At 43.3% G+C, this 23189-nt stretch carries 22 protein-coding genes; all 22 read left to right on the forward strand.

The annotated features are described in order from the left end of the window. The first annotated feature begins 79 nt into the window (after window positions 1-79). The 22 genes from LG201_RS02720 to LG201_RS02825 all read left to right on the forward strand — a co-directional run bounded on the left by LG201_RS02720 (window position 80) and on the right by LG201_RS02825 (window position 23171). Window positions 80-784: an acylneuraminate cytidylyltransferase family protein gene (locus LG201_RS02720; RefSeq protein WP_226770639.1), complete on the forward strand. Its 705-nt coding sequence runs from the start codon at window positions 80-82 to the stop codon at window positions 782-784. Beyond that, entirely contained in the window at window positions 771-1811 is a 1041-nt protein-coding gene (locus LG201_RS02725) for an N-acetylneuraminate synthase family protein (protein ID WP_226770640.1), read from the forward strand. Before LG201_RS02720 ends, LG201_RS02725 begins: the two co-directional genes overlap by 14 nt. Then, window positions 1808-2938 (forward strand): UDP-N-acetylglucosamine 2-epimerase, encoded by a 1131-nt coding sequence (gene neuC / locus LG201_RS02730; protein WP_226770641.1) that lies wholly within the window; start codon window positions 1808-1810, stop codon window positions 2936-2938. Before LG201_RS02725 ends, neuC begins: the two co-directional genes overlap by 4 nt. Beyond that, the gene (gene hisF, locus LG201_RS02735) at window positions 2935-3672 is read left to right on the forward strand and encodes an imidazole glycerol phosphate synthase subunit HisF (RefSeq protein ID WP_226770642.1); all 738 of its coding nucleotides are present in this window, start codon (window positions 2935-2937) and stop codon (window positions 3670-3672) included. The genes neuC and hisF overlap by 4 nt, the downstream gene beginning before the upstream one ends. Next, window positions 3673-4311, forward strand: coding sequence for an imidazole glycerol phosphate synthase subunit HisH (gene hisH, locus LG201_RS02740; RefSeq protein ID WP_226770643.1), 639 nt, complete (start codon window positions 3673-3675; stop codon window positions 4309-4311). Then, complete coding sequence (locus LG201_RS02745; protein WP_226770644.1) at window positions 4312-5538, forward strand: N-acetyl sugar amidotransferase; 1227 nt, start codon at window positions 4312-4314, stop codon at window positions 5536-5538. It abuts the gene before it with no gap. Window positions 5539-5540: 2 nt separating this feature from the next. Beyond that, a complete protein-coding gene (locus LG201_RS02750; RefSeq protein ID WP_226770645.1) occupies window positions 5541-6704 on the forward strand; it encodes a polysaccharide pyruvyl transferase family protein in 1164 nt (387 codons plus the stop codon). Continuing rightward, window positions 6705-7802, forward strand: a complete 1098-nt coding sequence (locus LG201_RS02755) for an acyltransferase family protein (protein WP_226770646.1) — start codon at window positions 6705-6707, stop codon at window positions 7800-7802. Then, a complete protein-coding gene (locus LG201_RS02760) occupies window positions 7799-9478 on the forward strand; it encodes a hypothetical protein (protein WP_226770647.1) in 1680 nt (559 codons plus the stop codon). Before LG201_RS02755 ends, LG201_RS02760 begins: the two co-directional genes overlap by 4 nt. 61 nt (window positions 9479-9539) lie before the next feature. Continuing rightward, window positions 9540-11249 (forward strand): ATP-binding cassette domain-containing protein, encoded by a 1710-nt coding sequence (locus LG201_RS02765; protein ID WP_226770648.1) that lies wholly within the window; start codon window positions 9540-9542, stop codon window positions 11247-11249. Window positions 11250-11253: 4 nt separating this feature from the next. Continuing rightward, the gene (locus LG201_RS02770) at window positions 11254-11952 is read left to right on the forward strand and encodes an FkbM family methyltransferase (RefSeq protein ID WP_226770649.1); all 699 of its coding nucleotides are present in this window, start codon (window positions 11254-11256) and stop codon (window positions 11950-11952) included. Between the two features lie 6 nt (window positions 11953-11958). Further along, window positions 11959-12864: a glycosyltransferase family 2 protein gene (locus LG201_RS02775; protein WP_226770650.1), complete on the forward strand. Its 906-nt coding sequence runs from the start codon at window positions 11959-11961 to the stop codon at window positions 12862-12864. 2 nt (window positions 12865-12866) lie between these two features. Then, window positions 12867-13676 carry a methyltransferase, TIGR04325 family gene (locus tag LG201_RS02780; RefSeq protein WP_226770651.1) on the forward strand — a complete coding sequence of 270 codons (810 nt, stop codon included), beginning with the start codon at window positions 12867-12869 and terminating at the stop codon, window positions 13674-13676. 99 nt (window positions 13677-13775) lie between these two features. Then, window positions 13776-14774, forward strand: a complete 999-nt coding sequence (locus LG201_RS02785) for an NAD-dependent epimerase/dehydratase family protein (protein WP_226770652.1) — start codon at window positions 13776-13778, stop codon at window positions 14772-14774. Window positions 14775-14779: 5 nt separating this feature from the next. Next, on the forward strand, window positions 14780-15871 hold the full coding sequence (locus LG201_RS02790) for a DegT/DnrJ/EryC1/StrS family aminotransferase (protein WP_226770653.1): 1092 nt from the start codon (window positions 14780-14782) through the stop codon (window positions 15869-15871). 109 nt (window positions 15872-15980) lie between these two features. After that, a complete protein-coding gene (locus tag LG201_RS02795; protein ID WP_226770654.1) occupies window positions 15981-16823 on the forward strand; it encodes a glycosyl transferase in 843 nt (280 codons plus the stop codon). Then, window positions 16816-17568, forward strand: a complete 753-nt coding sequence (locus LG201_RS02800) for a glycosyltransferase (protein ID WP_226770655.1) — start codon at window positions 16816-16818, stop codon at window positions 17566-17568. Before LG201_RS02795 ends, LG201_RS02800 begins: the two co-directional genes overlap by 8 nt. 225 nt (window positions 17569-17793) lie before the next feature. Then, a complete protein-coding gene (locus LG201_RS02805; RefSeq protein ID WP_226770656.1) occupies window positions 17794-18663 on the forward strand; it encodes a glycosyltransferase family 4 protein in 870 nt (289 codons plus the stop codon). Then, complete coding sequence (locus tag LG201_RS02810) at window positions 18660-19586, forward strand: glycosyltransferase (RefSeq protein ID WP_226770657.1); 927 nt, start codon at window positions 18660-18662, stop codon at window positions 19584-19586. The genes LG201_RS02805 and LG201_RS02810 overlap by 4 nt, the downstream gene beginning before the upstream one ends. Before the next feature lie 4 nt (window positions 19587-19590). Further along, window positions 19591-20529, forward strand: a complete 939-nt coding sequence (locus LG201_RS02815; protein ID WP_226770658.1) for a UDP-glucose 4-epimerase family protein — start codon at window positions 19591-19593, stop codon at window positions 20527-20529. Between the two features lie 8 nt (window positions 20530-20537). Beyond that, window positions 20538-21089 carry a sugar transferase gene (locus LG201_RS02820; protein WP_226770659.1) on the forward strand — a complete coding sequence of 184 codons (552 nt, stop codon included), beginning with the start codon at window positions 20538-20540 and terminating at the stop codon, window positions 21087-21089. Between the two features lie 267 nt (window positions 21090-21356). After that, window positions 21357-23171 (forward strand): polysaccharide biosynthesis protein, encoded by a 1815-nt coding sequence (locus LG201_RS02825; protein ID WP_226771910.1) that lies wholly within the window; start codon window positions 21357-21359, stop codon window positions 23169-23171. Window positions 23172-23189 lie beyond the last annotated feature (18 nt).

Below are 23189 nucleotides of genomic sequence, written 5' to 3' on the forward strand. Positions count from 1 at the left end.
ATTTATAATATCGAGTTGATATTATCTTCAAAAAATAGTGATTAGATAATTTATACAATGTTCGTGATTTGAATAGATAATGTCCAATTCTGAAAATAAAATTTATGCATTGATTCCTGCTAGAGGCGGTTCTAAAGGTGTGCCCAGAAAAAACCTGAAATCTATCGCAGGTTTTCCATTAATAAGTTATACGATTAAAGCCGCTATGCAAGCTAAACATGTTGACGCTGTGTATGTATCTTCTGATTGCGAAGATATATTGGAGTATTCAACGGCACAAGGCTGTACTTGTATAGTAAGGCCTCCAGAATATGCTACGGATGAAGCATCAGCTTCTGATGTGGTCAAACATTTTATCAAGATTGTAAATGTAGATGATGAAGATCTAATCGTTTACCTACAGCCTACTTCTCCCTTGAGAGATGAACATCATATTGATGATGCGCTAAGGATTTTGAAGAAAACAGGATTTACTTCCTTAGTAAGTTTGGAGGCTTTGCATAAATCGCCTTATAAGTCATTTCGCCTGGATGAAAATGAACAATTGATTTCATTGTTTGATGAAAAACTTTCTAATGTGCGTCGCCAAAATTTGCCTTTGTGCTATGCGCCCAATGGTGCCATTTATATCTTCTCAAAGTCAGAGTTTGAGGCAAGAGGCGGTTTCCCATCCAATGGTAGTGTTGCTTATGTAATGTCTGCAGAGGAGAGTGTTGACATTGATACCGAAGCAGATTTTTTAGAAACAGAAGCGTTATTAAGGAATAAATATGGCATCTTTTGAAATTGCTGGGCGAAAAATTGGTGACGGATATGAACCCATTGTCATTGCAGAAATTGGCATTAACCATGAGGGGTCATTAGATGTTGCTATTGATATGGCCAGGGCTGCTATTGAAGCCGGTGCAGAAATAATCAAACATCAGACTCATGTGGTTGAAGATGAAATGTCCGATGAAGCTAAGGGCGTTATTCCTGGAAATGCAGATGTTTCAATCTATGAGATTATGCGACGTTGCTCATTGTCTGAAGATGATGAGTATAAGCTCATGCAATATGTGCAACAACAAGGAAGTATTTTTATCAGTACTCCATTCTCGAGAATGGCAGCAAATCGACTAAAAAAATTTGATATTCCCGCCTATAAAATAGGATCGGGTGAATGCAATAATTATCCTCTTGTACGGCACATTGCCTCATTCGGTAAACCTATTATTGTTAGTACTGGTATGAACAGTATTGAAACCATTGCACCTACCGTCAATATATTAAGACAAGCAAAAGTACCTTTTGCTCTACTGCACTGTACAAATATATACCCCACGCCTCCTGAGCTTGTAAGGCTTGATGCTATCCAAGTTATCAAAAATGCCTATCCCGATGCGGTAGTGGGACTTTCAGATCATACGGTTGGTAATTATGCTTGCTTGGGAGCTGTGGCATTGGGAGGCTCCATCCTAGAACGTCATTTTACTGACACCATGTCACGGCCGGGACCCGATATTGTTTGTTCGATGGATCCTGCCGCATTGCAGGATTTGATTACTGGATCAAAAGTTATTTTTGCAGCCAAGGGTGCATATAAAGGTCCACTCTTGGAAGAGGAAAAAACCATCGCTTTTGCTTTTGCATCTGTGGTCGCGATTAAAGATATCAATGTTGGGGATGTCTTGAGTGAAGATAATATTTGGTTACGCCGGCCTGGAGGAGGTGATTTTAATGCCTCTGACTATGATCAGTTACTTGGTCGTAAAGCATTGCAAACAATACTGAGTGGCAAAAGAGTGAACAGGCAGGATGTTGAGGCATGAGTCGGAGAGTTGTTTTTCTTACCGGTACCAGAGCCGATTTTGGCAAACTTAAATCCCTAATGCGAGCCTTACAAAATGACATGGATTTTGATGTCCATGTATTCATTACAGGCATGCATATGTTGTCAAAATATGGTTATACCTGTGAGGAGGTTGAAAAGGCCGGATTTAAAAACCTATTTCGTTTCATCAATCAAAATCAAAGCGATAGCATGGATCATATTTTGGCTAAAACTATTACTGGTTTATCAGATTATGTGAATGAGATCGCACCTGAATTGATAGTGATTCATGGCGATAGAGTTGAAGCACTGGCCGGGGCAGCTGTCGGAGCATTGAATAACATTCGAGTTGCACATATAGAGGGCGGAGAAGTGTCAGGTACTGTCGACGAGTTGATTCGGCATGCAGTCACTAAACTGTCTCATGGGCATTTTGTCTCCAACGAACAGGCCAAAAATCGTCTCATTCAGCTTGGGGAGAGTGAAGATTCTGTCTTTGTTATTGGCTCTCCAGACATTGATGTCATGAATTCAACATCGTTGCCAAGCATTGATGCTGTGAGGGAGAGATATGGCTTTTCGTTTGAGCACTACGCAATTTTGATGTATCACCCAGTTACTTCTGAGTTGGATGATTTACCAAGGCAAGCCAAAGCCATTGTAGATTACATTTCAGATACCTCATTGCCATTCATTGTCGTATATCCAAATAATGATCATGGTTCAGACATTATTTTGAATGAATATTTGCGATTGAAAGACTTGAGCCACGTTAAAGTTTACCCATCTATAAGATTCGAATACTTCTTAACGCTTCTCAAAAATGCAGCATTCATCTTGGGGAACTCCAGCGCTGGAGTCAGAGAGGCTCCCCATTTCGGCGTACCAGCTATCAATGTCGGCAGTAGGCAGCATAATAGAGCAACAGCAGTGTCCATTATTAATACCAGCGCACATATGGATTCCCTTCGACACGCAGTTCAGCAAGTTGCAGATATTCCTCGCGTGGCAGTTTCTGACTTTGGGAATGGTAATAGTGCCGGTGAGTTTCATCAGATTCTGTTGAATGATGCTTTTTGGGATAAGGGAATACAGAAGCACTTTATCGATAGGAGTGCAGTGTGAGGTTGATCGCAAGGCTTGATGTCAAAAATGAACATGTGATCAAAGGCATACATTTTGAAGGCTTGCGTAAAGTTGGCAATCCAATCGAGATGGCTAAAAATTATTATGCCCAAGGCATTGATGAGATTGTGTTCATAGATGCCGTGGCCAGCTTATATAACCGTAATAACCTGCTGTCTGTGATCGCCAAGGCTTCGGAAGAAGTTTTTGTTCCCATCACTGTAGGTGGCGGGTTACGTTCCATAGCGGATATCGAGATGGCTTTGAGTGCTGGTGCAGACAAGGTGGCAGTCAATACAGCTGCAATTCTGAATCCGGGATTCATAACGGAAATTGCCAAGCGCTATGGTAGCCAATGTGTGGTTGCGTCTATTCAAGCCAAACGCATAGGCCATGACTGGGAGGCTTATATGGAGGCCGGGAGAGAGCCTACAGGAAAAAAGGTCGTTGCTTGGAGCAAGGAGTTGGAAGATCTTGGTGCAGGCGAGATATTGCTAACGTCCATTGACCAAGATGGTACAAAAAAAGGATTTGACCTTCCATTGCTTCGTGCAGTTAACACGATAGTGAACATTCCAGTCATGATCAGTGGTGGCTGTGGTAATACTGATCATGTGCAAGATTTGAAAGAAATACGACCAAGTGGAGTTTGTCTGGCGTCAGTATTACATTACAAAATCAATACGATAGATGAATTCAAACAGCGGCTGACATCCATCAATGGTACTAGATAAATGAAGAAAATATGTATTCTTGATTATGGACTAGGCAATGTCCGTAGTGTTAGCAATGCGCTCAAGTATGTTGGTGCTCATCCTGTAATTTCAAATACACCAGAAATACTCAAAGATTCTCACGCGTTGATAGTGCCAGGGGTTGGTGCATTTGCTCAAGGGATGTCTGCATTGGGTAAAGATGGATTACAAGATAGCCTGCTCGAATATATAAAAAGTGGAAAACATGTCCTGGGCATTTGTTTGGGCATGCAATTACTTTTTGACAGGGGTGACGAGTTCGGGGTTACCACTGGTCTTGGACTAGTGCCAGGCGTAGTCTCCAGAATTGTGCCCAGACAGCAATCAGAGGTGAGGTTGCCGCATATCTCATGGGCGAAAGTTGATCCCAATCCCGTGCATGAAAATGATGGTGGCATGTTTGATGGATTGCCAGACAAGCAGCGTAAGTTCTATTTTCTGCATAGTTATGCTGCTCAAGATGTACCTGATCAATTCATCACAGGTCGCGCGACGTATTCTGGATATACTTTTGTTGCGTCAGTGAAGAGAGACAATATCTGGGGTGCGCAATTTCACCCAGAAAAAAGTGGCCCAAGTGGTCTACAAGTTCTAAATAACTTTGTAAAAAACAGCTAATTGAAAAGAAGTGTGGAGGAATTTGTGGTTAATGCATATTTTGGTTTGCCGGAAGAAGTAGTGTTTTGTAAGAAGTGCGTAATTTCCAACCAGAGACCCAGTTCTACAGTTGAATTCAAGCATACCAACAAGGACAAAAAAGCAACCATAGGATTTGGTGTTGATGGTATTTGTGATGCTTGCCGCTATGCAGAAACCAAGGATGCTCAAATAGATTGGCAGGCGCGCGAGGATGCTTTGGTCAGATTGTTGGATCAACATCGCCGTAGTGATGGTGGCTATGACATTATAGTGCCGGGCAGCGGTGGTAAAGACAGTGCATATACCTCACATATCCTTAAATATAAATATGGGATGAATCCTTTAACTGTGACCTGGGCGCCGCATAAGTACACAGAAATTGGCTGGAAGAATTTTGAAAACTGGATACATAAAGGTGGATTAGACAATATTCTGTTCACACCCAATGGCAAGTTGCACCGCTATTTAACAAAAATGGCTTTTCTGAATTTATTACATCCATTCCAACCTTTCATTGTTGGACAGCGCATCATAGGGCCTTTGATGGCTAAAAAGTTTGGTATCAAACTGGTGATGTATGGCGAAAATCAGGCTGAGTATGGCAACAAGACAGAAGAAAACTATAAGCCAACAATGGATAAGAATTTTTTCTCTATTTCAGATCCTGCTGACATGGTGTTAGGTGGTGTGAAGGTTGGAGATATCATTAAAGAAGGGGAATACAGTTTAAATGATTTCGCGCCATATATTCCGCCCGCAGCAGAAGATTTGGAGCGCGATGGGATCGAAGTACATTATCTGGGCTATTACCTGAAATGGGATCCACAAGAGTGTTATTACTATGCAGTCGAGCATACTGGTTTCCAGGCAAATACTGAACGCACTGAAGGAACTTATTCCAAATATAGCAGCATCGATGATCGTATTGATATGTTCCACTACTTCACTACCTTGATCAAATTCGGTATTGGTAGGGCAACGTATGATGCTGCACAAGAAATTCGCAATGATAAAATCACACGGGAAGAAGGGGTTGCTCTAGTACATAAATATGATCAAGAGTTTCCTAAAAAATATTTTGAGGAATTTCTTGATTATATCGATATTACTGAAGCTCAGTTTTTGGAGACTGTGGATAAATTTAGATCTCCACATTTGTGGGATAAGCAAGACAGCAATTGGATACTCAAACACCAGGTGACCTAAGAATGAAAGTACTGCAAATAGGAAGTTTTTCTGGAAATGTTGGCGATATAGCCAACCACTATGGTTTTCGCAACTGGTTTCAAGGGCTGCTTGGGAAGATCCAATGGGATGAATTCGAAATACGCAATGTTTACCGGAAAAATGTCGCTTTTGATAACGATTTTGTAGCTACCGTGAATCAATATGACCTGGTAGTAGTAGGAGGTGGAAATTTCTTTGAGTTGTGGGTAGATTCCTCTCCTACTGGCACCTCAATTTCGATTGAGATTGAGATGTTTGAAAAAATTAAAGTCCCCGTATTTTTCAATGCATTAGGGGTTGATGATGGCTTGGGCTGTAGTGATAAAAGTCTTGCTAGATTCACCAATTTCTTGGAGGTCTTAACTTCATCCAGGCAATATTTGGTCAGTGTACGCAACGATGGGGCGATGGCCACCCTGAAAAAACGAATTTCAAATAACATCATGGTGGATAAAGTTTTACCCTTGCCAGATGGTGGATTTTTTGTAAATTCGATTGATACTCTAAGAGACATTGCTCCCAATGCCCAGATAAAAGATCCGGTTACGATTGGTATTAACCTAGCTGGAGATATGTTGGAAACAAGATATCCAGGTGGGTCTGGTGAACATGATTACTCAGGGTTCATATCCGAGTTCAGTGATACTTTGGCTGAAATGTGGAGTGATAATAAATCACTAAGGTTTATTTTCTTCCCTCATATATACAGTGACCTTAAGGTATATGCAGACATATTGTCACGGTTGCCAGATGCATGTAGGCGGGAAAATGTGAAAGTCGCGGGTTATGAAACTAATGTTAAGTTTGAAGATACATTATTTTCTGAATATGGCAACTGTACATTGATACTTGGTATGCGTTTCCATGCCAATGTTGTAGCGATAGCAAATCATGTTCCAGTAATAGGTTTATATTCATACAAGCAAATTAAAGAATTATTTTGTGAATTGGGAATAGAAGAAAAAATCGTCGATGTCAGGCAAATTAACTTCAAAAAAGAACTATTGAGACAATACAAATTTATTCTTGGTGATTTATCAAAAGCTCATGGTGAGAGTTACAAGATACTTAGTGACGTCAAGGAAAAAAGAGATTTGATTACTCCCAGAGTAGTAGCGTGGTTGGAAGAGAACAAGCTGAAATGATTGATTGTTGTAAGTGTATTATTAATTATTATGATTAAAAGTCTTGATTATCTGAGGGCAATTGCAGCACTAACTGTTTTTCTCAGTCACACCTTTCAAGTTTATTGGTTGCCCACCATTGGTCTAATATCCTGGAAATATGAGCTAAATCATTATTTGAGTGATACCGCAGTCTTGGTCTTTTTTGTGTTAAGTGGCTATGTGATTTCTAATAGTCTGCATCGAAACATCCAGCGCAATGGAGGACATCTCTCTGTATTTGATTACGCCTCTAGCAGGTTGTGGCGAATATACCCCCCTCTTATTGTTTCCATTTTAGTTTCGATTATTGCCTATAATATTATTGTGATCTTTGAACTGCCCGGATCAGCGGGTACTTTAAAAGCGCCAGGAGATATTTATCAGGCAAGAGAGTACCTAAGTATTAGTGCGCGCGACGTTGTAAATTCGTTATTGATGAATAATGGGTTATTGCAAATGAATGGGCCATTATGGAGTTTATATATTGAAGCTAAGCTATATTTCTATGCTTGTTTATTTGCAATGATTTATATTGGTTATAAACAAAGAAAATTACTAAACATGATTGCTGTAACTGGCCTAGTTACAGCAACTATATTTTTATTCTTTAATACTAAAACAGAGGTTTATTACAGTTTGTGGTGGATAAGTGGAGGTGTGATCTTTTTATATCATAAAGATTTTATTAATTTCAGAAATTTGGCCGTCGTGATGCTTGCCCTGATTTTAGCAATGGTACTTATTGAACAAAATTTTTTCTCTTTTCCGCTTCAGGTTTTCTTTGTTTATTCTTTGTTTTTGGCAGCAATAAAATACAAGGTTCCAGAAATTAAAGTGATGAATACACTGGCTAATTCTTCCTACACCTTATATATCGTCCATTTCCCTATGTTGTTGCTATCGTACGCAATCTTCACATATAACTTTGATACCTATGGCAGCTTGGCTAGAGAATGGATGTCATTGCTATCTTGTATAATGATTTTAACGATGGCACTTGTTATTGGGCACTGGGTAGAAAGGCCTGCTGATTTACGCTTGATCTACCTTAGATTGCTGGGAAGAGTAGAAGTATGAAAGCTATGTTTTATTCATTGCATGCAGCAATCTGGCTACATGCATTGCCTGAAAGTCGTTTGGCATCACACTTAAGTGAGGCTGGGCATGAATTGGTATATGTATCTTGTAATAAAAGCTTTTCCCATTACTGCACCAGTATGAGTGCGTTCAATCTTGCGTTGAACGAAGATGTGCTTAAGAAAAATAAAATTTGTGATTCCTGTATAAAAAATGCAAAAAAAATAACGCAATCCTTCAAAAGCAAACATCTAAAGCTGCATGATTATATTGATAATGAAACCAAGGAGTTGGTTGAATTTTTATTGAAGGATGTCACAGTAGATAATTTTCTCGATTTTCATCATGAAAATATACCTGTCGGACGCTTGGCTACATACGAACCATTGCTGAAATACAAAAAAATGTCATTGGAGTTCCGTGAGGAGCAATGGCAGGATCTTCAAGTTCACTTAAGAAATGCCATTGTGTCATTAATAGGCTTCATTCAAATATTCAAACAAGAGTATCCGGATAAGATTTTCTTTTATAGTCCGCAGTATGGTGTGAATGGTGTATGTGCGGAATATGCAGTTAATCAAGGCAAGCAAGCATATTTTCTCGAAGGCAGCTCAAGCAACGCTGAAAGATACAGTGCTTTGAGAGTGTGGGAGTGGAGTCAATATAAATTAGTAAATCCTGCACTGCGGCATTGGCAAGATGTTAAAAATTTAGTGAGCCTTGAAGATATTGATAGAGTTTCAGCACATGTTTCTGAATTATTCAAAGGTAAGTCTTTTGCTGTATTCTCAGCTCCAAAAACAGGAAATTTTTCAATCCGTGAAAAATTCAATATTCCTCAGAATGCTAAAATTCTCCTGGCATCATTAAGTAGCTTTGATGAAGCATATGCGGCCTTTGTAATCCAGGGTTTTCCTGAACGTAAAGTTAAAAGTCTGGTTTTCTCAGACCAGTTTGAATGGATTAAACATACAATCAATTTTATGAAATCTAGGCCTGATGACTATCTTGTAATAAGGGTTCATCCGCGAGATTATCCTAATAAGCGAGATTCCAATCAGTCTGAGCAAGCATTGATCTGGGAAGGAATGCTCAAAGTTCTCCCTGATAACGTTAAATTGAATTCACCAGACCAGAATATCTCACTATACGATTTTTTGGATGATGTACATGCATTGGTAACAGGTTGGTCAGCTACTGGTGTCGAAGCGTTGCTGCATGGCATACCTGTCATTACCTACGATAAATACTTGCCTTCTTATCCTGAGGATATACATTTAACCGGCGAGTCTGAGCATGAGTATTATGACAATCTTATCAAAGTGCTTTCTTTGGTAAAATCATATGATAATTCACATATAGTTAATGCCTATCGCTGGCTCGCTGTCAGTTTTTCGCTCGGCACTGTCAGAATTAATCAGCCGCTGGATATCGGCCGGAGCTGGCCAGACAAGCCTATGTATAAATTATTAAGCAGGGTGGCTAATAAGTTTTCAGTTAATTTGCGGAAAAGTTACGACTTATGGAATGCAAGGTCCAATGACACAGATCGTTTAAGATTTTTAAGTCTGGTTCTTAATAATCAATCTAGTCTTTTTGAAGGTGTTTTAGCTGATGCTGGCCATGCTGTTTCTGATGCTGAAATTGAAGCTATGGTCAAAGAGCATTCAATATGAATTAATTTTCTGATAGTTACTATAATTGATATTAAGTGTGCATTACTACTTAAAATGAAAGTTGTCGAATAAATTGCCTCAAGCAAAATACATTTTTAAATTATTAAAGTTTGCTTTCAATAACAACCCTTTGTTGTATTTGAGTGTTCTAATTTCTATTATTTCTATCGGTATCGAATTGTTGGCTATGGCTAGCCTATTGCCTTTATTTGAGCTTGTTTCAGGTGAAATAGTAGATAAGCATGGTTTGATTCCAAAAGCACTGAGTATGTTAGGGCTTAAAGTTGATGCTGCCAGCCTTTTGCAAGTTTTTTTCTTATTGTTCACTTTGAGGGTAATCACTCAACTATTGAGCCAAAGCTTGACACACTACCTTGGAAGACGTGTGATGGCCCAGCTTGGCTCTAGGGCTTTCGAAAAAATCATCACCTCAATGTCAATTGATAAAATCTCTGAAAAAAGTATTGGTTTTTTTATGGGACTCGCTGGCGATGAGTCTTTCAGGGCAAGTACTTTGGTTGTTGCACTAACTCAGTTTGTTGCAACATTTCTACTAGGTGTAATGTATTTTATTTCCATCGCAGTTTACTCATTATATGCCGCTGAAATGATTTTTATTTTGATGCTGGTGTCTGGCGTATTCTTTATTTGGATTTTAAAGATATCTCATAAGATGGGCGTTAGGCAAATAGAGGGATCAAGAAAAGCAAATTCCATTTTCATGGATGCGATGAATAATATTAAAGCAGTCAGATCACTTTCTTCCGAGAAATATGTTGCCGGCTTGTATAAGCGAAAGATTTTCACGTATGCAAATATTCTTTTTTATCTTGACGCAATTAATCTGGCAACGAAATTAGTCCCAATAATATTTTTACTGCTTGGATCTTTGATTTTAATATTGAGTGGTTGGGTTTCAATCGAAAACTTAGGCATGGCCTACATTGTGTCATTGATAGCTTATCTTATGCGATTCTTTCCAGTAGTTGGCCAGAGTATAACTCTAGCTGTTCGTATTGTTGCAGATGCAAAATCGGGTAAAGATGTGACTGAATTAGTCTCTGATGAAAGCGTCGATAGTGCTAGTTTTGCCAATCACATTAACAAGGTGGAAAAGATCAAGGTGAATGATTTGTCGTTTTCTTACCATGACTCTCAAGGTGCTAGGCCAGCTATTCTCAATTCTGTTAACTACGCGTTTGAAAAGAATAACTCTTATGCCTTGGTGGGAAAGTCTGGTTTAGGAAAATCTACTTTGCTGGATGTTCTGCTGAAGTTTTATCCTCCAGCATCTGGCAGCATTTTTATAGACGGTGTTTCAACGGAAAATATCCCAGGTGCACGTATCAGGCGCTCTATTGTCCTGATCAATCAAGAGTCTGCAATTTTTGATGATACGGTTTATAACAATATTTGCATGGGCGAGGCTTTTACTCTTGAAGACGTAAAATGGGCTTGCAAATTGGCTTGTATCTCTAAAGATGTGGAGAGTCTTGCACAAGGCTATGAAACCCGTTTGCAGTATCAAGGAAAAAATCTTTCAGGTGGGCAACGTCAGCGTATTGCCATTGCAAGGGCATTAGTACGCAAACCTGATGTGCTGATACTTGATGAAAGCACAACAGCATTAGATAAAGCTACGCAAGAAGTGGTGATACGTAATCTTATGACTGAATATAAAAACAAGATCATTATTTTTGTGAGTCATGATCCTTATATAATGACTCAAGTTGATCATACAGTTGATTTAGCCTTAATCAATAAAGTATAAATTTATGTCTATCTCAAGTTTTTCTCTCAAAATATTTACGTATGCGAAAGGACTTTTCTCGCTCTTTCGTGACAGAGGCTTATATAAACTATCTTATGCTCAAGAAGGAGAGGATTTAATTCTGGGTAGAATTTTTGACCGATCTTCTAGCGGATACTATATTGATATTGGTGCTCATCACCCGGTAAGGTTTTCAAATACCTATTTATTTTATAAGCGTGGTTGGCGCGGAGTTTGTGTTGATCCATCACAGGATGCTATTGCGCTGTTCAAGCAAAGGCGCCCAGCAGATATTGCCTTGGAAATGGGAGTTTCTGATCAAGAGTCTGAGCTGACTTATTATATGTTTGATGAACCAGCTCTCAATACCTTCAGCAAAATCCTTGCCGATCAACGCATAGAAAACACCACATATAAAAGCATCGGTACCCGTAAGGTGCCAGTACGACCATTGAATAAAATCTTAGATGAAATACTGCAACCAGGAACTAAAATCGACTTCATGACGATAGATGTGGAAGGGCTTGATTACCAAGTGCTTGTGTCCAATGACTGGTCAAAATACAGGCCACGTATTGTGCTCGCAGAGGCACTTGATGATGAGGCTGGCGAGCGTATACGTGCTTTCATGATTCAGAATAATTACAAAATCATAGCACGTACTTTCAATACGGAGTTTTATCAAGACTGTTCGAACTTGTAGACAAGTATGTCAAATCTTGCTCCTGTTGCCTTATTCACGTATAACCGCCCTGACCATACAAAAAGGACCATTGAGGCGCTTGTACGCAATCGTTTGTCTGCTGATACGGACTTGCTGATTTTTTCTGATGCTGCAAAAAATGCTACACAGCAAAACATGGTTGATGCTGTGAGAGCGTTTATTCACAGTATCAAAGGCTTTAAGTCACTGACGATAATAGAGCGTGAGTCCAATCTTGGGCTGGCTGCCTCGATTATTGATGGTGTTACTACGGTAATTAACGCGCGCGGCAAGGTAATTGTTCTTGAAGATGACATGGTCACTAGCCCATATTTTCTTCAATACATGAATGATGGCTTGACCAAGTATGCAGAATATCAGGATGTGGCAAGCATTCATGCCTATGTTTATCCGATTTCAGGCTTGCCTGAAACTTTCTTTTTGCGAGGTGCTGATTGCTGGGGTTGGGCTACATGGGAAGATCGCTGGGCATGGTTCGAGCCAGATGGTAGTAAACTGTTGGCGCAATTGACCGTGCTTGATTTGCTCAAGAAATTTGATTTCAACGGAAATTATTCTTTTTCAGATATGTTGCGAGCCCAGATAACAGGTAGCAATAACTCCTGGGCAATACGTTGGCACGCCAGTACCTTTCTGCTAAATAAACTGACGCTTTATCCGGGGAAGTCCTTGCTAAGGAATATTGGCAATGATGGCTCTGGCGTTCATTGCGGACAAACTGATAGTTACTCTTCTCAGTTAAGGGATGAGCCTTTAATCCTTGGAGCTATTCCGCTTAGTGAGAGCGAACAAGCATTTAGGCAATTTGAAAAATTTTTCAAGAAAAATAAGGTATCTAGATTGCGGAGATTGCTACGTAAAGTAAACGTATCATTTAAGAAATTTTTATGAGGTTGACTAACATCATCAAGGCGTTGTGCCCACCTATATTGTTTCAAGTGCTACGTAGGCTCAGGCATCGTCGGGTAAGCTCTTCATTTGCGGGGAACTATCCCTCATGGGATCAGGCTAAGCTGGACAGTAGTGGTTATGATGCCGCGAATATTCTTGAAACCATCAAGAACTCAGCCTTAAAGGTCAAAAGGGGGGAGGCGACTTTTGAGCGGGATTCAGTTTGCTTTTATCATGTCGAGTACAGGTACCCGGCACTATCTGGCCTGTTGTATGCAGCCCTTAGCTCAGGTAGTAGGTTGAGTGTCCTTGATTTTGGAGGGTCTTTGGCCAGCTTTTATTCACAGCATGCTGCTATATTGTCTTCGGTGCAAAACCTGCGCTGGGGGGTGGTGGAGCAGGCGCATTTTGTTGTTTGTGGGCAGGAAAATCTCAATACGCGCGTTTTAAAGTTTTACAATACGCCTGCTGAATTTGCATTGGAGGGTACGCCAGATGTTATTTTCCTTTCCAGTGTATTGCAATATATGGAAAAACCTTACCAGCTACTCGAAGAGTTGCTGCAATTGGACGCTGAATTTTTCCTGTTTGACAGAACATCATTCAATGATGGTGATGATCGCCTAAGCGTACAGACCGTACCACCTTCGATTTATCCTGCAAGTTACCCTGCCTGGTTCTTGTCTTGGTCTAAGTTTCTGGACACTATGAGCTCGGCTGGCTATGAAATCATAATGGAGTTTCCCGGCACTGATCCTACCGAAATAGGCTATTACAAAGGATTGCTTTTCAAGCGTAGAAGCACACATTAATACCTGGGGGTAGGCATGGGCATGTGCGTGGGACTTTGGGTTCATACTTAAAACGAATGGCCCAGTATCCTTAATTATCAAGATTGTTAAGGCAATTGTATGAATTATGAACTCTATTCGGGTAAGGAGATCCTTGTTACCGGTGGCCTAGGTTTCATTGGATCTAGTCTGGTTAAAAGGTTAATTGACCACAATGCCAAAGTCACTGTCGTTGACAGTCTTTTGCCCCTTTACGGTGGTAATGCGTTTAATCTCAGTGGCTATGAAGCGCTAGTCAAAATCAATATCAGTGACGTGCGTGATAGCCATGCTATGGCTTACCTCATCAAGGGCAAAGACTATCTTTTTAATCTAGCAGGGCAAACTAGCCATCTAGATTCCATGACTGATCCGATGACGGATCTGGACATCAATGCTGCAGCTCAGCTCTCCATTCTTGAGGCATGTAGACAGCATAATCCAGCGGTGAAGATTGTGTTTGCCAGCACCAGGCAGCTTTACGGCAAACCTGAATATCTGCCTGTAGATGAAACACATCCGGTTAAGCCTGTGGATGTTAATGGCATCAATAAGTTGGCAGGTGAGTGGTATCACATCCTCTATAACAATGTTTATGGGATTAAAGCCTGCGCCCTCCGCCTGACTAATACTTATGGGCCGGGTATGCGCGTCAAGGATGCCAGGCAAACTTTTCTGGGTATCTGGTTGCGCAGGGTGATTGAAGGTCAGCCGATTGCCGTATTCGGGGATGGCCAGCAACTACGCGACTTCAATTATGTCGATGATGTGGTGGATGCTTTGTTACTGGCGGCGGCCAGTCAAGATGCCGAGGGCCAGGTATTCAACCTGGGTAGCGAGGAGGTTGTCAGCCTCCAGCAAGTGGCAGAAATGATGACAAAATTGCAACCCGGTTCCCGTTATGAAATTGTGCCTTTCCCCGCAGAAAGAAAGGCAATAGATATTGGCGACTACTACAGTGACTTCAATAAAATTAAAAGCACGCTGGGCTGGAGCCCCAAGGTAAATTTACAGCAAGGCCTTGCTGCCAGCTTGGGCTACTATCGCCAGCATCATGACAAATATTGGGACAGCATATGATTTTAATGAATGATTTCAAGGCTGAGCCTGAAGCTTTGATTGCAGCAGAACTGCAAGCCGTCGAACGTGTATTGCGCTCTGGTTGGTATGTATTGGGTGAGGAGGGTCGCAAGTTCGAGTCATTGTGGTCCCAGTATTGCGGCACTTCTCATACCGTGGGTGTTGGTAATGGCATGGATGCCATTGAGATAGGTTTGCGCGCGCTGGACATCGGGCCGGGGGACGAGGTGATTACCACTGCGATGACGGCTTTTGCGTCCGTGCTGGCGATCATACGAGCGGGTGCGACACCGGTATTGGCTGATATCAATCCTGATACTGGCTTGTTAAGCCAGGAAAGTGTCCGCCGATGCATCAATCAGCGCACCAAGGCTGTCTTGCTAGTACATCTTTATGGCCAGATCAGGAATATGCAATCCTGGGTGGACTTGTGCGATCAGCATCAGCTTGCTTTGCTGGAAGATTGCGCTCAAGCACACTTGGCGCAAGTGGAAGGCAAAGTGGCAGGAAGTTTTGGTCGTTTTGGCGCTTACAGCTTTTATCCAACTAAAAACCTAGGTGCCATTGGCGATGGCGGGGCTTTGGTGACATTAGAGCCTGCCTTGGCAGATAAGGCTGCAGTGCTAAGAAATTATGGCCAAAGTGTGCGTTATTACCATCCCGAGTTTGGCTTGAATAGTCGTCTTGACGAAATACAGGCAGCCTTGCTTACGGTCAGGCTAGGCTGGCTGGAACAATATACAAGCCATAGGCAATCAATTGCGGCTCAATACAGGCAGCAGTTAAATAACCCATACGTGCGCCTCATGCAAGCTCCAACAGAGCCATTAGCCCATGTGTATCATTTGTTTGTTGTATTAACGGAACACCGCGAAGCATTGCAGACCCACTTGCAGGCGAGTGGCGTCCAGGCGCTGATTCATTATCCTGTGCCTATTCATCATCAGGAAAAGTGCAAAGACATATTGAGAGATCCAGCAGGGCTGCAGTTTAGTGAGGCCCATGCGTTGCAATGCCTCTCTCTGCCATGTCATCCCCAAATGTCTGAACAGGATGTTCAGGCAGTCATTGGTGCAGTCAATCGGTTTGCTCCTTAACATGGAGCATTTTGTTACGCTGTTTGACAGTAAGTTTCTGCCTCAGGGTTTGTGCTTGCATGATTCACTGATGCGCCATGCTCAGCCATTTCACTTATGGATAGTCTGCATGGATCAGGAGGTGCATGAGCAACTGGAAAAATTACAGTTGCCCCATGTTTCGCTGATGCGCCTGGCCGATTTTGAAAGCCAGGCATTGCTTGATGTTAAGTCCAGTAGGTCCAAGGCTGAATATTGTTGGACGATTACGCCATTTACTGCCGAATGGGTGTTTTCCCGGGATGTTAAAGTTGAGCGCGTGACTTATCTTGATGCGGATTTATTATTTTACAAAGATCCCAGCATCCTGTTTCAGGAGTTTGAGCAAAGTGGCAAGCATGTCATGATCACTGAACATGCCTATGCACCCGAGTATTTCAAGTACTTGGAATCCAGCGGCAGATTCTGCGTCCAGTTCATGGTGTTTGATCGCAGTGATTCAGCGCGCGTGGTCATGCAATGGTGGCAGGCACGATGCTTGGAGTGGTGCTATGCGCGCTTGGAAGATGGCAAGTTTGGCGATCAGAAATATCTCGATGTGTGGCCTGAGATGTTTGCACAAGAGATACATATCCTCAAGCGTGTGGAACAGACCCTGGCACCCTGGAATGTGGATTATCTATTGCAAGGTCAAAAACCGGGGTTCAAGCCGGTATTTTTCCATTTCCACGCTTTTCGCATCATTGCCCCTGATTGCGTCAAGTTGTTCGAAGGTTATCGTATCGCAAGCACATCCCGCTATCTTTACGACGAATATCTGACAAGCCTGCGGCTACAGTGCAAGGTGTTGCATCAGCATGATATCCCTCTGGCCTTATTGCCAGAGCGGCATAGTGTTAGGTCGCGATTGAGGTCGTGGTTGATGGCGGCAAAGGGATTGTCTGTAAGAGTCAGGATTAATACCAGTGCCTAAAATCAGTATTATCACGGCAACATATAATGCTGCGCAGCATTTGCCACGCTTGGTTGAAAGCCTACTTAAGCAAAGTGATAGCGATTTTGAGTGGGTGGTAGCTGATGGTGGCTCCAATGATGAGACGCTGGCCTATCTCCAGGGGGTGGTCGGCCTTAATCTGCTGCTATCTGAGCAAAAGGATTTTGGCATTTATGATGCTCTCAACAGAGCCATCGCGTTGTGTTCGGGAGAATACTATATTGTGCTGGGAGCCGATGACCGCTTGTACCCGCATGCAATCCAGGCATTCAAAGAGGCGGCGAGCCAGTATGCCGCGGATATCGTCACCGCTAGTGTGGAGACTGAGTACGGCTTGCTGAAACCTGGTACCTCCAAGCCTTGCTTGCGCGGCCAACTTGCTTATATTTCCCAGCATTCAGTCGGAACTTTAATCAAGAAAAGCCTGCATCAGCGTTTTGGATACTACTCACGGCGCTTTCCCATCGCGGCAGATCATTACTTCATCAAGCGTGTCTGCGATGCCTCTGATACGGTGATCCATAGCGCCGATTTTGTTGCCGGATACTATCCGACTACTGGCGTTTCCGGGGTGGATCTGCCTGGTTCCATGACAGAGTTCTTCCGCGTGCAACTGGAGACGGAGCGCAATGCTGCATTACAAGTGCTATTGTTCCTTCTGCGCCTGATCCGCTATGCGCCCAGCTTGATACGGTATGCAAAACGTAAAAACAATAATTTTTAGCATGTAGACATGAGTAATCAGGACGTTCTATTTATCACCGCTTTCCATCCCGGAGGCACAGGATTTATTGGGGCCGGGGAGGCGATCAGCCACCAGCACCTTCAATTGCTTTGCGCGCAAGGGAAGCAGCTTCATGTGCTTGTGCTGGCCCCGGACTACCAGTCAGCCAATCCTGAAGTTGTTGCATTGTGTGCCTCTTATAACACCCTGACCCATACTCGATGGATGACGCTGGCCGCATTGTGGCATTCATGCCGCCAAGGAAGTTTTTTGAGCCCGTGGCTGTTTACTCGTGTATCACCGCAAGCGCTGGATTTGATCGCCCAACTTATTAGCAAGTATTTGATATCAAATATTTACCTGGATTTCCCATCCTGCCTGGGGTTTTCCCCAGTGCTCAAGCATTTGACGTTGCATTACATCGTGCATGATGTGGTATCGCAAAAAATTGAACGTCGCCCTTTGCTAGGATTTATGAGGCAATCTGTCTTGCGAATTGAGTGCTCTCTGCTGGCGCATATATTGCACTGCTATACCCTCTCGAGAAAAGATGCACTGAAATGCCAAGAAATAGGCTATACAGGGAGTATAGAAGTAATTGTCCCTGATAACCTACAGATGGGGCGAGTTAATGATGGTACCCCCATTATTGAGATCGTGAACCAATTTCCCGGCCGCAGAAACTTGGTTTTTTTTGGCAATATGCAGCGGGCTGAAAATCACTATTCCATTCTAAGATTTTTGTTAACCAGTTATCCCATGATCTGGTTACGGCATCGTGACGTGCAATGCTGGATACTCGGTCTTGCACCGAGAAGGTTATTGCGCCTAATCGCCATCCTGCTACCAGGCGTAAGGGTGACAGGTTCTGTTGATGATCCAAATCAGGCTTTCAGAGAGGCAACATTTTGTATTGCTCCGGTTTATTATGGTGCTGGTGTCAAGATCAAGGTCCTGCAAATGCTTGAGGCAGGCGCCACCGTGGTATCGACGCCAATAGGTGCAGAGGGCATACCTCATAGCGACAAGCTGATTACCGTGAAAAATCATCAATTGGCTGCTGCCATCAAGTCGCAGTTGGGTCGAGCGCGATGAATACCGAGTGTCTATATCCCAGGATTGCGGTGCTCTTGGCCAGCTTCAACGGCCGGCAATGGATTGCTGATCAGCTTGCCAGTCTGTTGGCGCAAACCGGTGTCAACATCCACGTGTTTATTTCGGATGATTTCTCAACCGATGGCACTTGGGAATGGTTGTGCTCAAAGGTCACCACACAGGCCAATATCACTTTGCTGCCCCAGAAACATCGTACTGGCTCCGCTGGCAGAAATTTTTATCGTTTGATTGTTGACGTAGATACTGTTGGCTTCGATTATGTAGCTTTTTCTGATCAAGATGACATATGGGAAGTAGATAAATTGAGTCGGCATATTACCTTGCTGCAGGCCCATCAGGCGGATGGCGTATCATCCAATGTAAAGGCATTCTGGCCGGATGGTAAGACAGAAATTATCATGAAATCTCAAGCGCAACGGGAATTTGATTATATATTCGAATCCGCTGGGCCAGGTTGTACTTTCCTTATGACTCCTCGATTGATCGGCGAGGTGCGAACACTACTTAATCATCTTGATTCCCCTGCCCGCGATGTGAGCTTGCACGACTGGCTTACCTACGCGGTCGCTCGTGCTTTAGGATATAAATGGGTTATTGATGAAACCCCTTCAGTCCAATATCGGCAACATGCAAACAATGTGATCGGCGCTAATGTCAGTTTCAAAAGCAAATGGCTGCGTTTGAAAAAAATGCGCGATGGATGGTATCGTCAACAAGTTATCAAGGTGACGCGTATTGCGTATGGATATTCCCGGCAAGAGGTTTTGCGTAGGCTATTGCTGCTGCTGGAGCAGCCTGGAATAGGGAGTCAATTGCAATTGCTGGTCTATGTCTGGAAAGGCAGAAGATCTGTAACAGATCGGTTTTATTTGATGTCCGTAATTATATTCAACTTGTTTTGATGCTATGAATCAACTTAGTTTTTTGGTGACTGGGGCAAATGGTTTCGTAGGGCGCGCCTTGTGTGCTGCATTACTTGAGCGTGGTTGCCAAGTACAGGCCGTATCGCGAACTGCGAGATCTGACAGTTTGCTACCTACAATCGAGGTGGGGGATATTCATAGGGGTACGGACTGGGGAAAAATCCTGCAGGGCGTGGATGTGGTTATCCACTTGGCCGCAAGGGTTCATGTTATGGACGACCAAGGGGCGAATACTTTGCGGGCCTATCTTGATACTAATTTGCACGGTAGCGTGCGTCTTGCGAGGGATGCAGCCAAGCAAGGTGTCAAGCGCTTTGTGTTTGTTAGCTCTGTGAAGGTCAATGGGGAGTGTACGCATGAACAACCATTTGATGAGGATACCCCACCTCATCCGCAAGACCCCTACGGCATCTCAAAGTGGCAGGCCGAGCAGGCCTTGATACAGCTTTCTGCAGAGACTGGAATGGAGGTGGTGATTATTCGCCCTCCTTTGGTATATGGGCCGGGAGTAAAAGGTAACTTTGCGAGCATGATTAGGTGGGTAAAGGCCGGTGTTCCGTTGCCTTTAGGGGCTATTCATAATAAACGTTCGTTAATCTCGCTTGATAACTTGGTGAACTTGATTGTGACTTGTATTGATCACCCGGCGGCTAAGAATCAGGTTTTTCTGGCAAGTGACGGCGAGGATTTATCTACAACAGATTTGCTAGCCCGCTTGGCGATGACTGCAGATGTTCCCTCAAGGCTACTTCCCATCCCAGCAGTATTGTTAAGTGCGAGTTTAACTATTCTAGGAAAAAAAACGATTGCCCAGCGTCTTTTGGGATCGTTGCAGGTGGATATATCCAAGACGCGGTCACTCTTGGGATGGAGTCCTCCGCTTTCTGTGGATGAAGGCTTGAGGCGTTGTTTTGATATATAAGGTTTATCGTGACTCGATTTTTTGATATTGTATTTTCGTTGCTGGGGTTGGTTCTTGGCTTGCCGTTTTTATTGCTGATTTATATTGCCGGCCTCCTAGATACGGGAGCCCCATTATTTCGCCAAATACGGGTGGGGCGTTACCAACAGCCTTTTACCCTGGTGAAATTTCGTACAATGAAGGTTGACACGACTTCTGTTGCAAGCCATTTGGCTTCTGCGTCCTCAATTACCAAGCTTGGTAGTTTTTTACGGAAGACTAAGCTGGATGAGTTGCCTCAACTATGGAATGTATTGAAGGGTGAGATGAGTTTGGTAGGGCCTAGGCCTAATTTGTTTAATCAGGATGAGTTGATTGCTGAGCGCCAGTTGTTGGGTGTTTACAATGCACGGCCAGGTATAACAGGAGTTGCCCAGGTAAATGATATTGATATGTCGACTCCCCGGCTTCTTGCTGAAACCGATGCCTTGATGCTGCGCAATTTGACATTGCCACTTTATTTCAAGCTTTTGTTCCAGACGGTATTGGGTAAAGGTCGGGGAGATCGTGTTGTACATTAAATTTAGTAGTGGGTGCTCAATTAGTAGGAATTCTATATTTTAGGCTTTTGTATATGAGTCAAGCTCTACATTGTTTTAATTACTCGATAGACAAGTATTGGCGACGAAGCCAACTATAAGTCTGATTTTTTAGTAGAATGGAGCCGTTAATACGTACGGCTAACACTAGTGATAACCAATTCCCCCCGATTCCAGTTTTCACGATACATAGACTTGCGCAATGGCCGTTCTGCCAGCGCATTGCTGCATGATATCGCTGCTGCCTGCATGGCATGGGTCTGCGCTTTTCTTTTGCGATTCAATTTCGATATACCTCCCAATTTTGTTGATAGTTTATTGCAAAATGCAATCTGGGTAATCCCTTTACAGTCTGGAATTTTTGTCTTGATGGGCCTCTATAGAGGGGTCTGGCGCTTTGCCAGTTTGCCGGATTTAAAGCGTATTTTGCGAGCTATCGGCATAGGCGCATTCCTTGTCGTGGCTATTCTTTATATGTTCCAGCCACATGGTGTGGTGCCGCGCTCAGTACTGATCATGGACCCTATTTTGCTCTTGTTGTTGATGGGCGGTAGTCGTTTTGCTTATCGGGCATGGAAAGAGCATCGGCTTTACGGCTCAAGGCAGCTATCCGGAGAGCCTGTACTGGTGCTTGGTGCTGGGGAGGCCGCAATCACGCTACTTAAAGATCTTTCAAAAAGCAGTGAGTGGTACGTGGTGGGCTTGCTTGACGAGAAAAAATCCATGCGGGGTCGGGAGCTGCTTGGTGTCAAGGTATTGGGAGATATTGAACAATTGCCTGATATAGCATCTGCCTTGGCAGTATCACATGTGATTGTGGCGATGCCATCAGCCAAGCGTCAATCGCGGCGCAAGGTCATTGATCTTGCTACAACCAATGGTTTGAAGGTGCTGACGGTTCCTTCTTTTGAGGACTTGATGAGCGGGCGTGTCAGTATGTCTCAGGTTCGGCCGGTAGAGGTTGAGGACTTGTTGGGGCGAGAGCCGGTTAGTCTGGATGATGATGGCTTGCATCATTTGATTGATGGAAAAGTTGCCATGGTCAGCGGTGCCGGTGGTTCCATAGGATCTGAACTATGTCGGCAGGTACTTAAATTTCAGCCATCCTGTCTCGTGTGTTTTGATTTGTCTGAGTTTGCCTTGTACCGCCTGGAGCAGGAGTTTAGCCAGATGGATATCACGACCCAGATTGAATATATCGTCGGCGATGTCAGGAATGACCGGCGTGTGCGGCAAATTATCGGCCAATATCAACCTTCCATTGTGTTCCACGCTGCCGCATACAAGCATGTTCCCATGATGGAAAGCCGCAATGTAGCGGAATCATTGTCAAATAATGTCAATGGTACTTACACGCTGGCTAAGTCGTGTAAAGATGCCGGGGTTGCAAAGTTTGTCATGGTGTCCACGGATAAGGCGGTCAATCCTACCAATGTGATGGGGGCAAGCAAGCGCCTCGCTGAGATGGTATGCCAAGGCCTACAGAGTGAGACCGGTACTCGGTTTGTGATTGTTCGGTTTGGCAATGTTTTGGGCAGTAGCGGCAGCGTGATTCCCAAGTTTCGCGAGCAGATAGCACAAGGCGGGCCGATTACCGTGACTCACCCGGAAATTACACGTTACTTCATGTCCATCCCCGAGGCATCCCAACTGGTGATGCAGGCTGGTGCGATGGGGCGTGGGGGCGAGATTTTTGTGCTCGATATGGGTGAACCGGTCAAAATCGTCGATTTGGCGCGTGATATGATAAGACTTTCTGGCCTGGCGGATGATGAAATCGAGATTACATATTCCGGTTTACGTCCTGGTGAGAAGTTATATGAGGAACTTTTGGCAGATGATGAACTCACTTTGCCCACACCTCACGATAAATTGCGTATCGCTGTGGCAAGAACCGCGGATGAGGCTTGGGTACAAGCCTTATTGAAGTGGGTTGATAGGACATCGCTCATAGATGAGACTGTCATTAAGCAGGAATTACGCATGTGGGTGGAGGAGTATCTAGGTGATATCAATGCTGATATTGATATTGCACCTGCATTGGGGTCATCAACAATACATTAGTGATAAAAGAAAGATGAG

Origin of the sequence: Methylobacillus gramineus (assembly GCF_020532675.1) — a bacterium.
In the GTDB taxonomy this organism is placed as follows: domain Bacteria; phylum Pseudomonadota; class Gammaproteobacteria; order Burkholderiales; family Methylophilaceae; genus Methylobacillus; species Methylobacillus gramineus.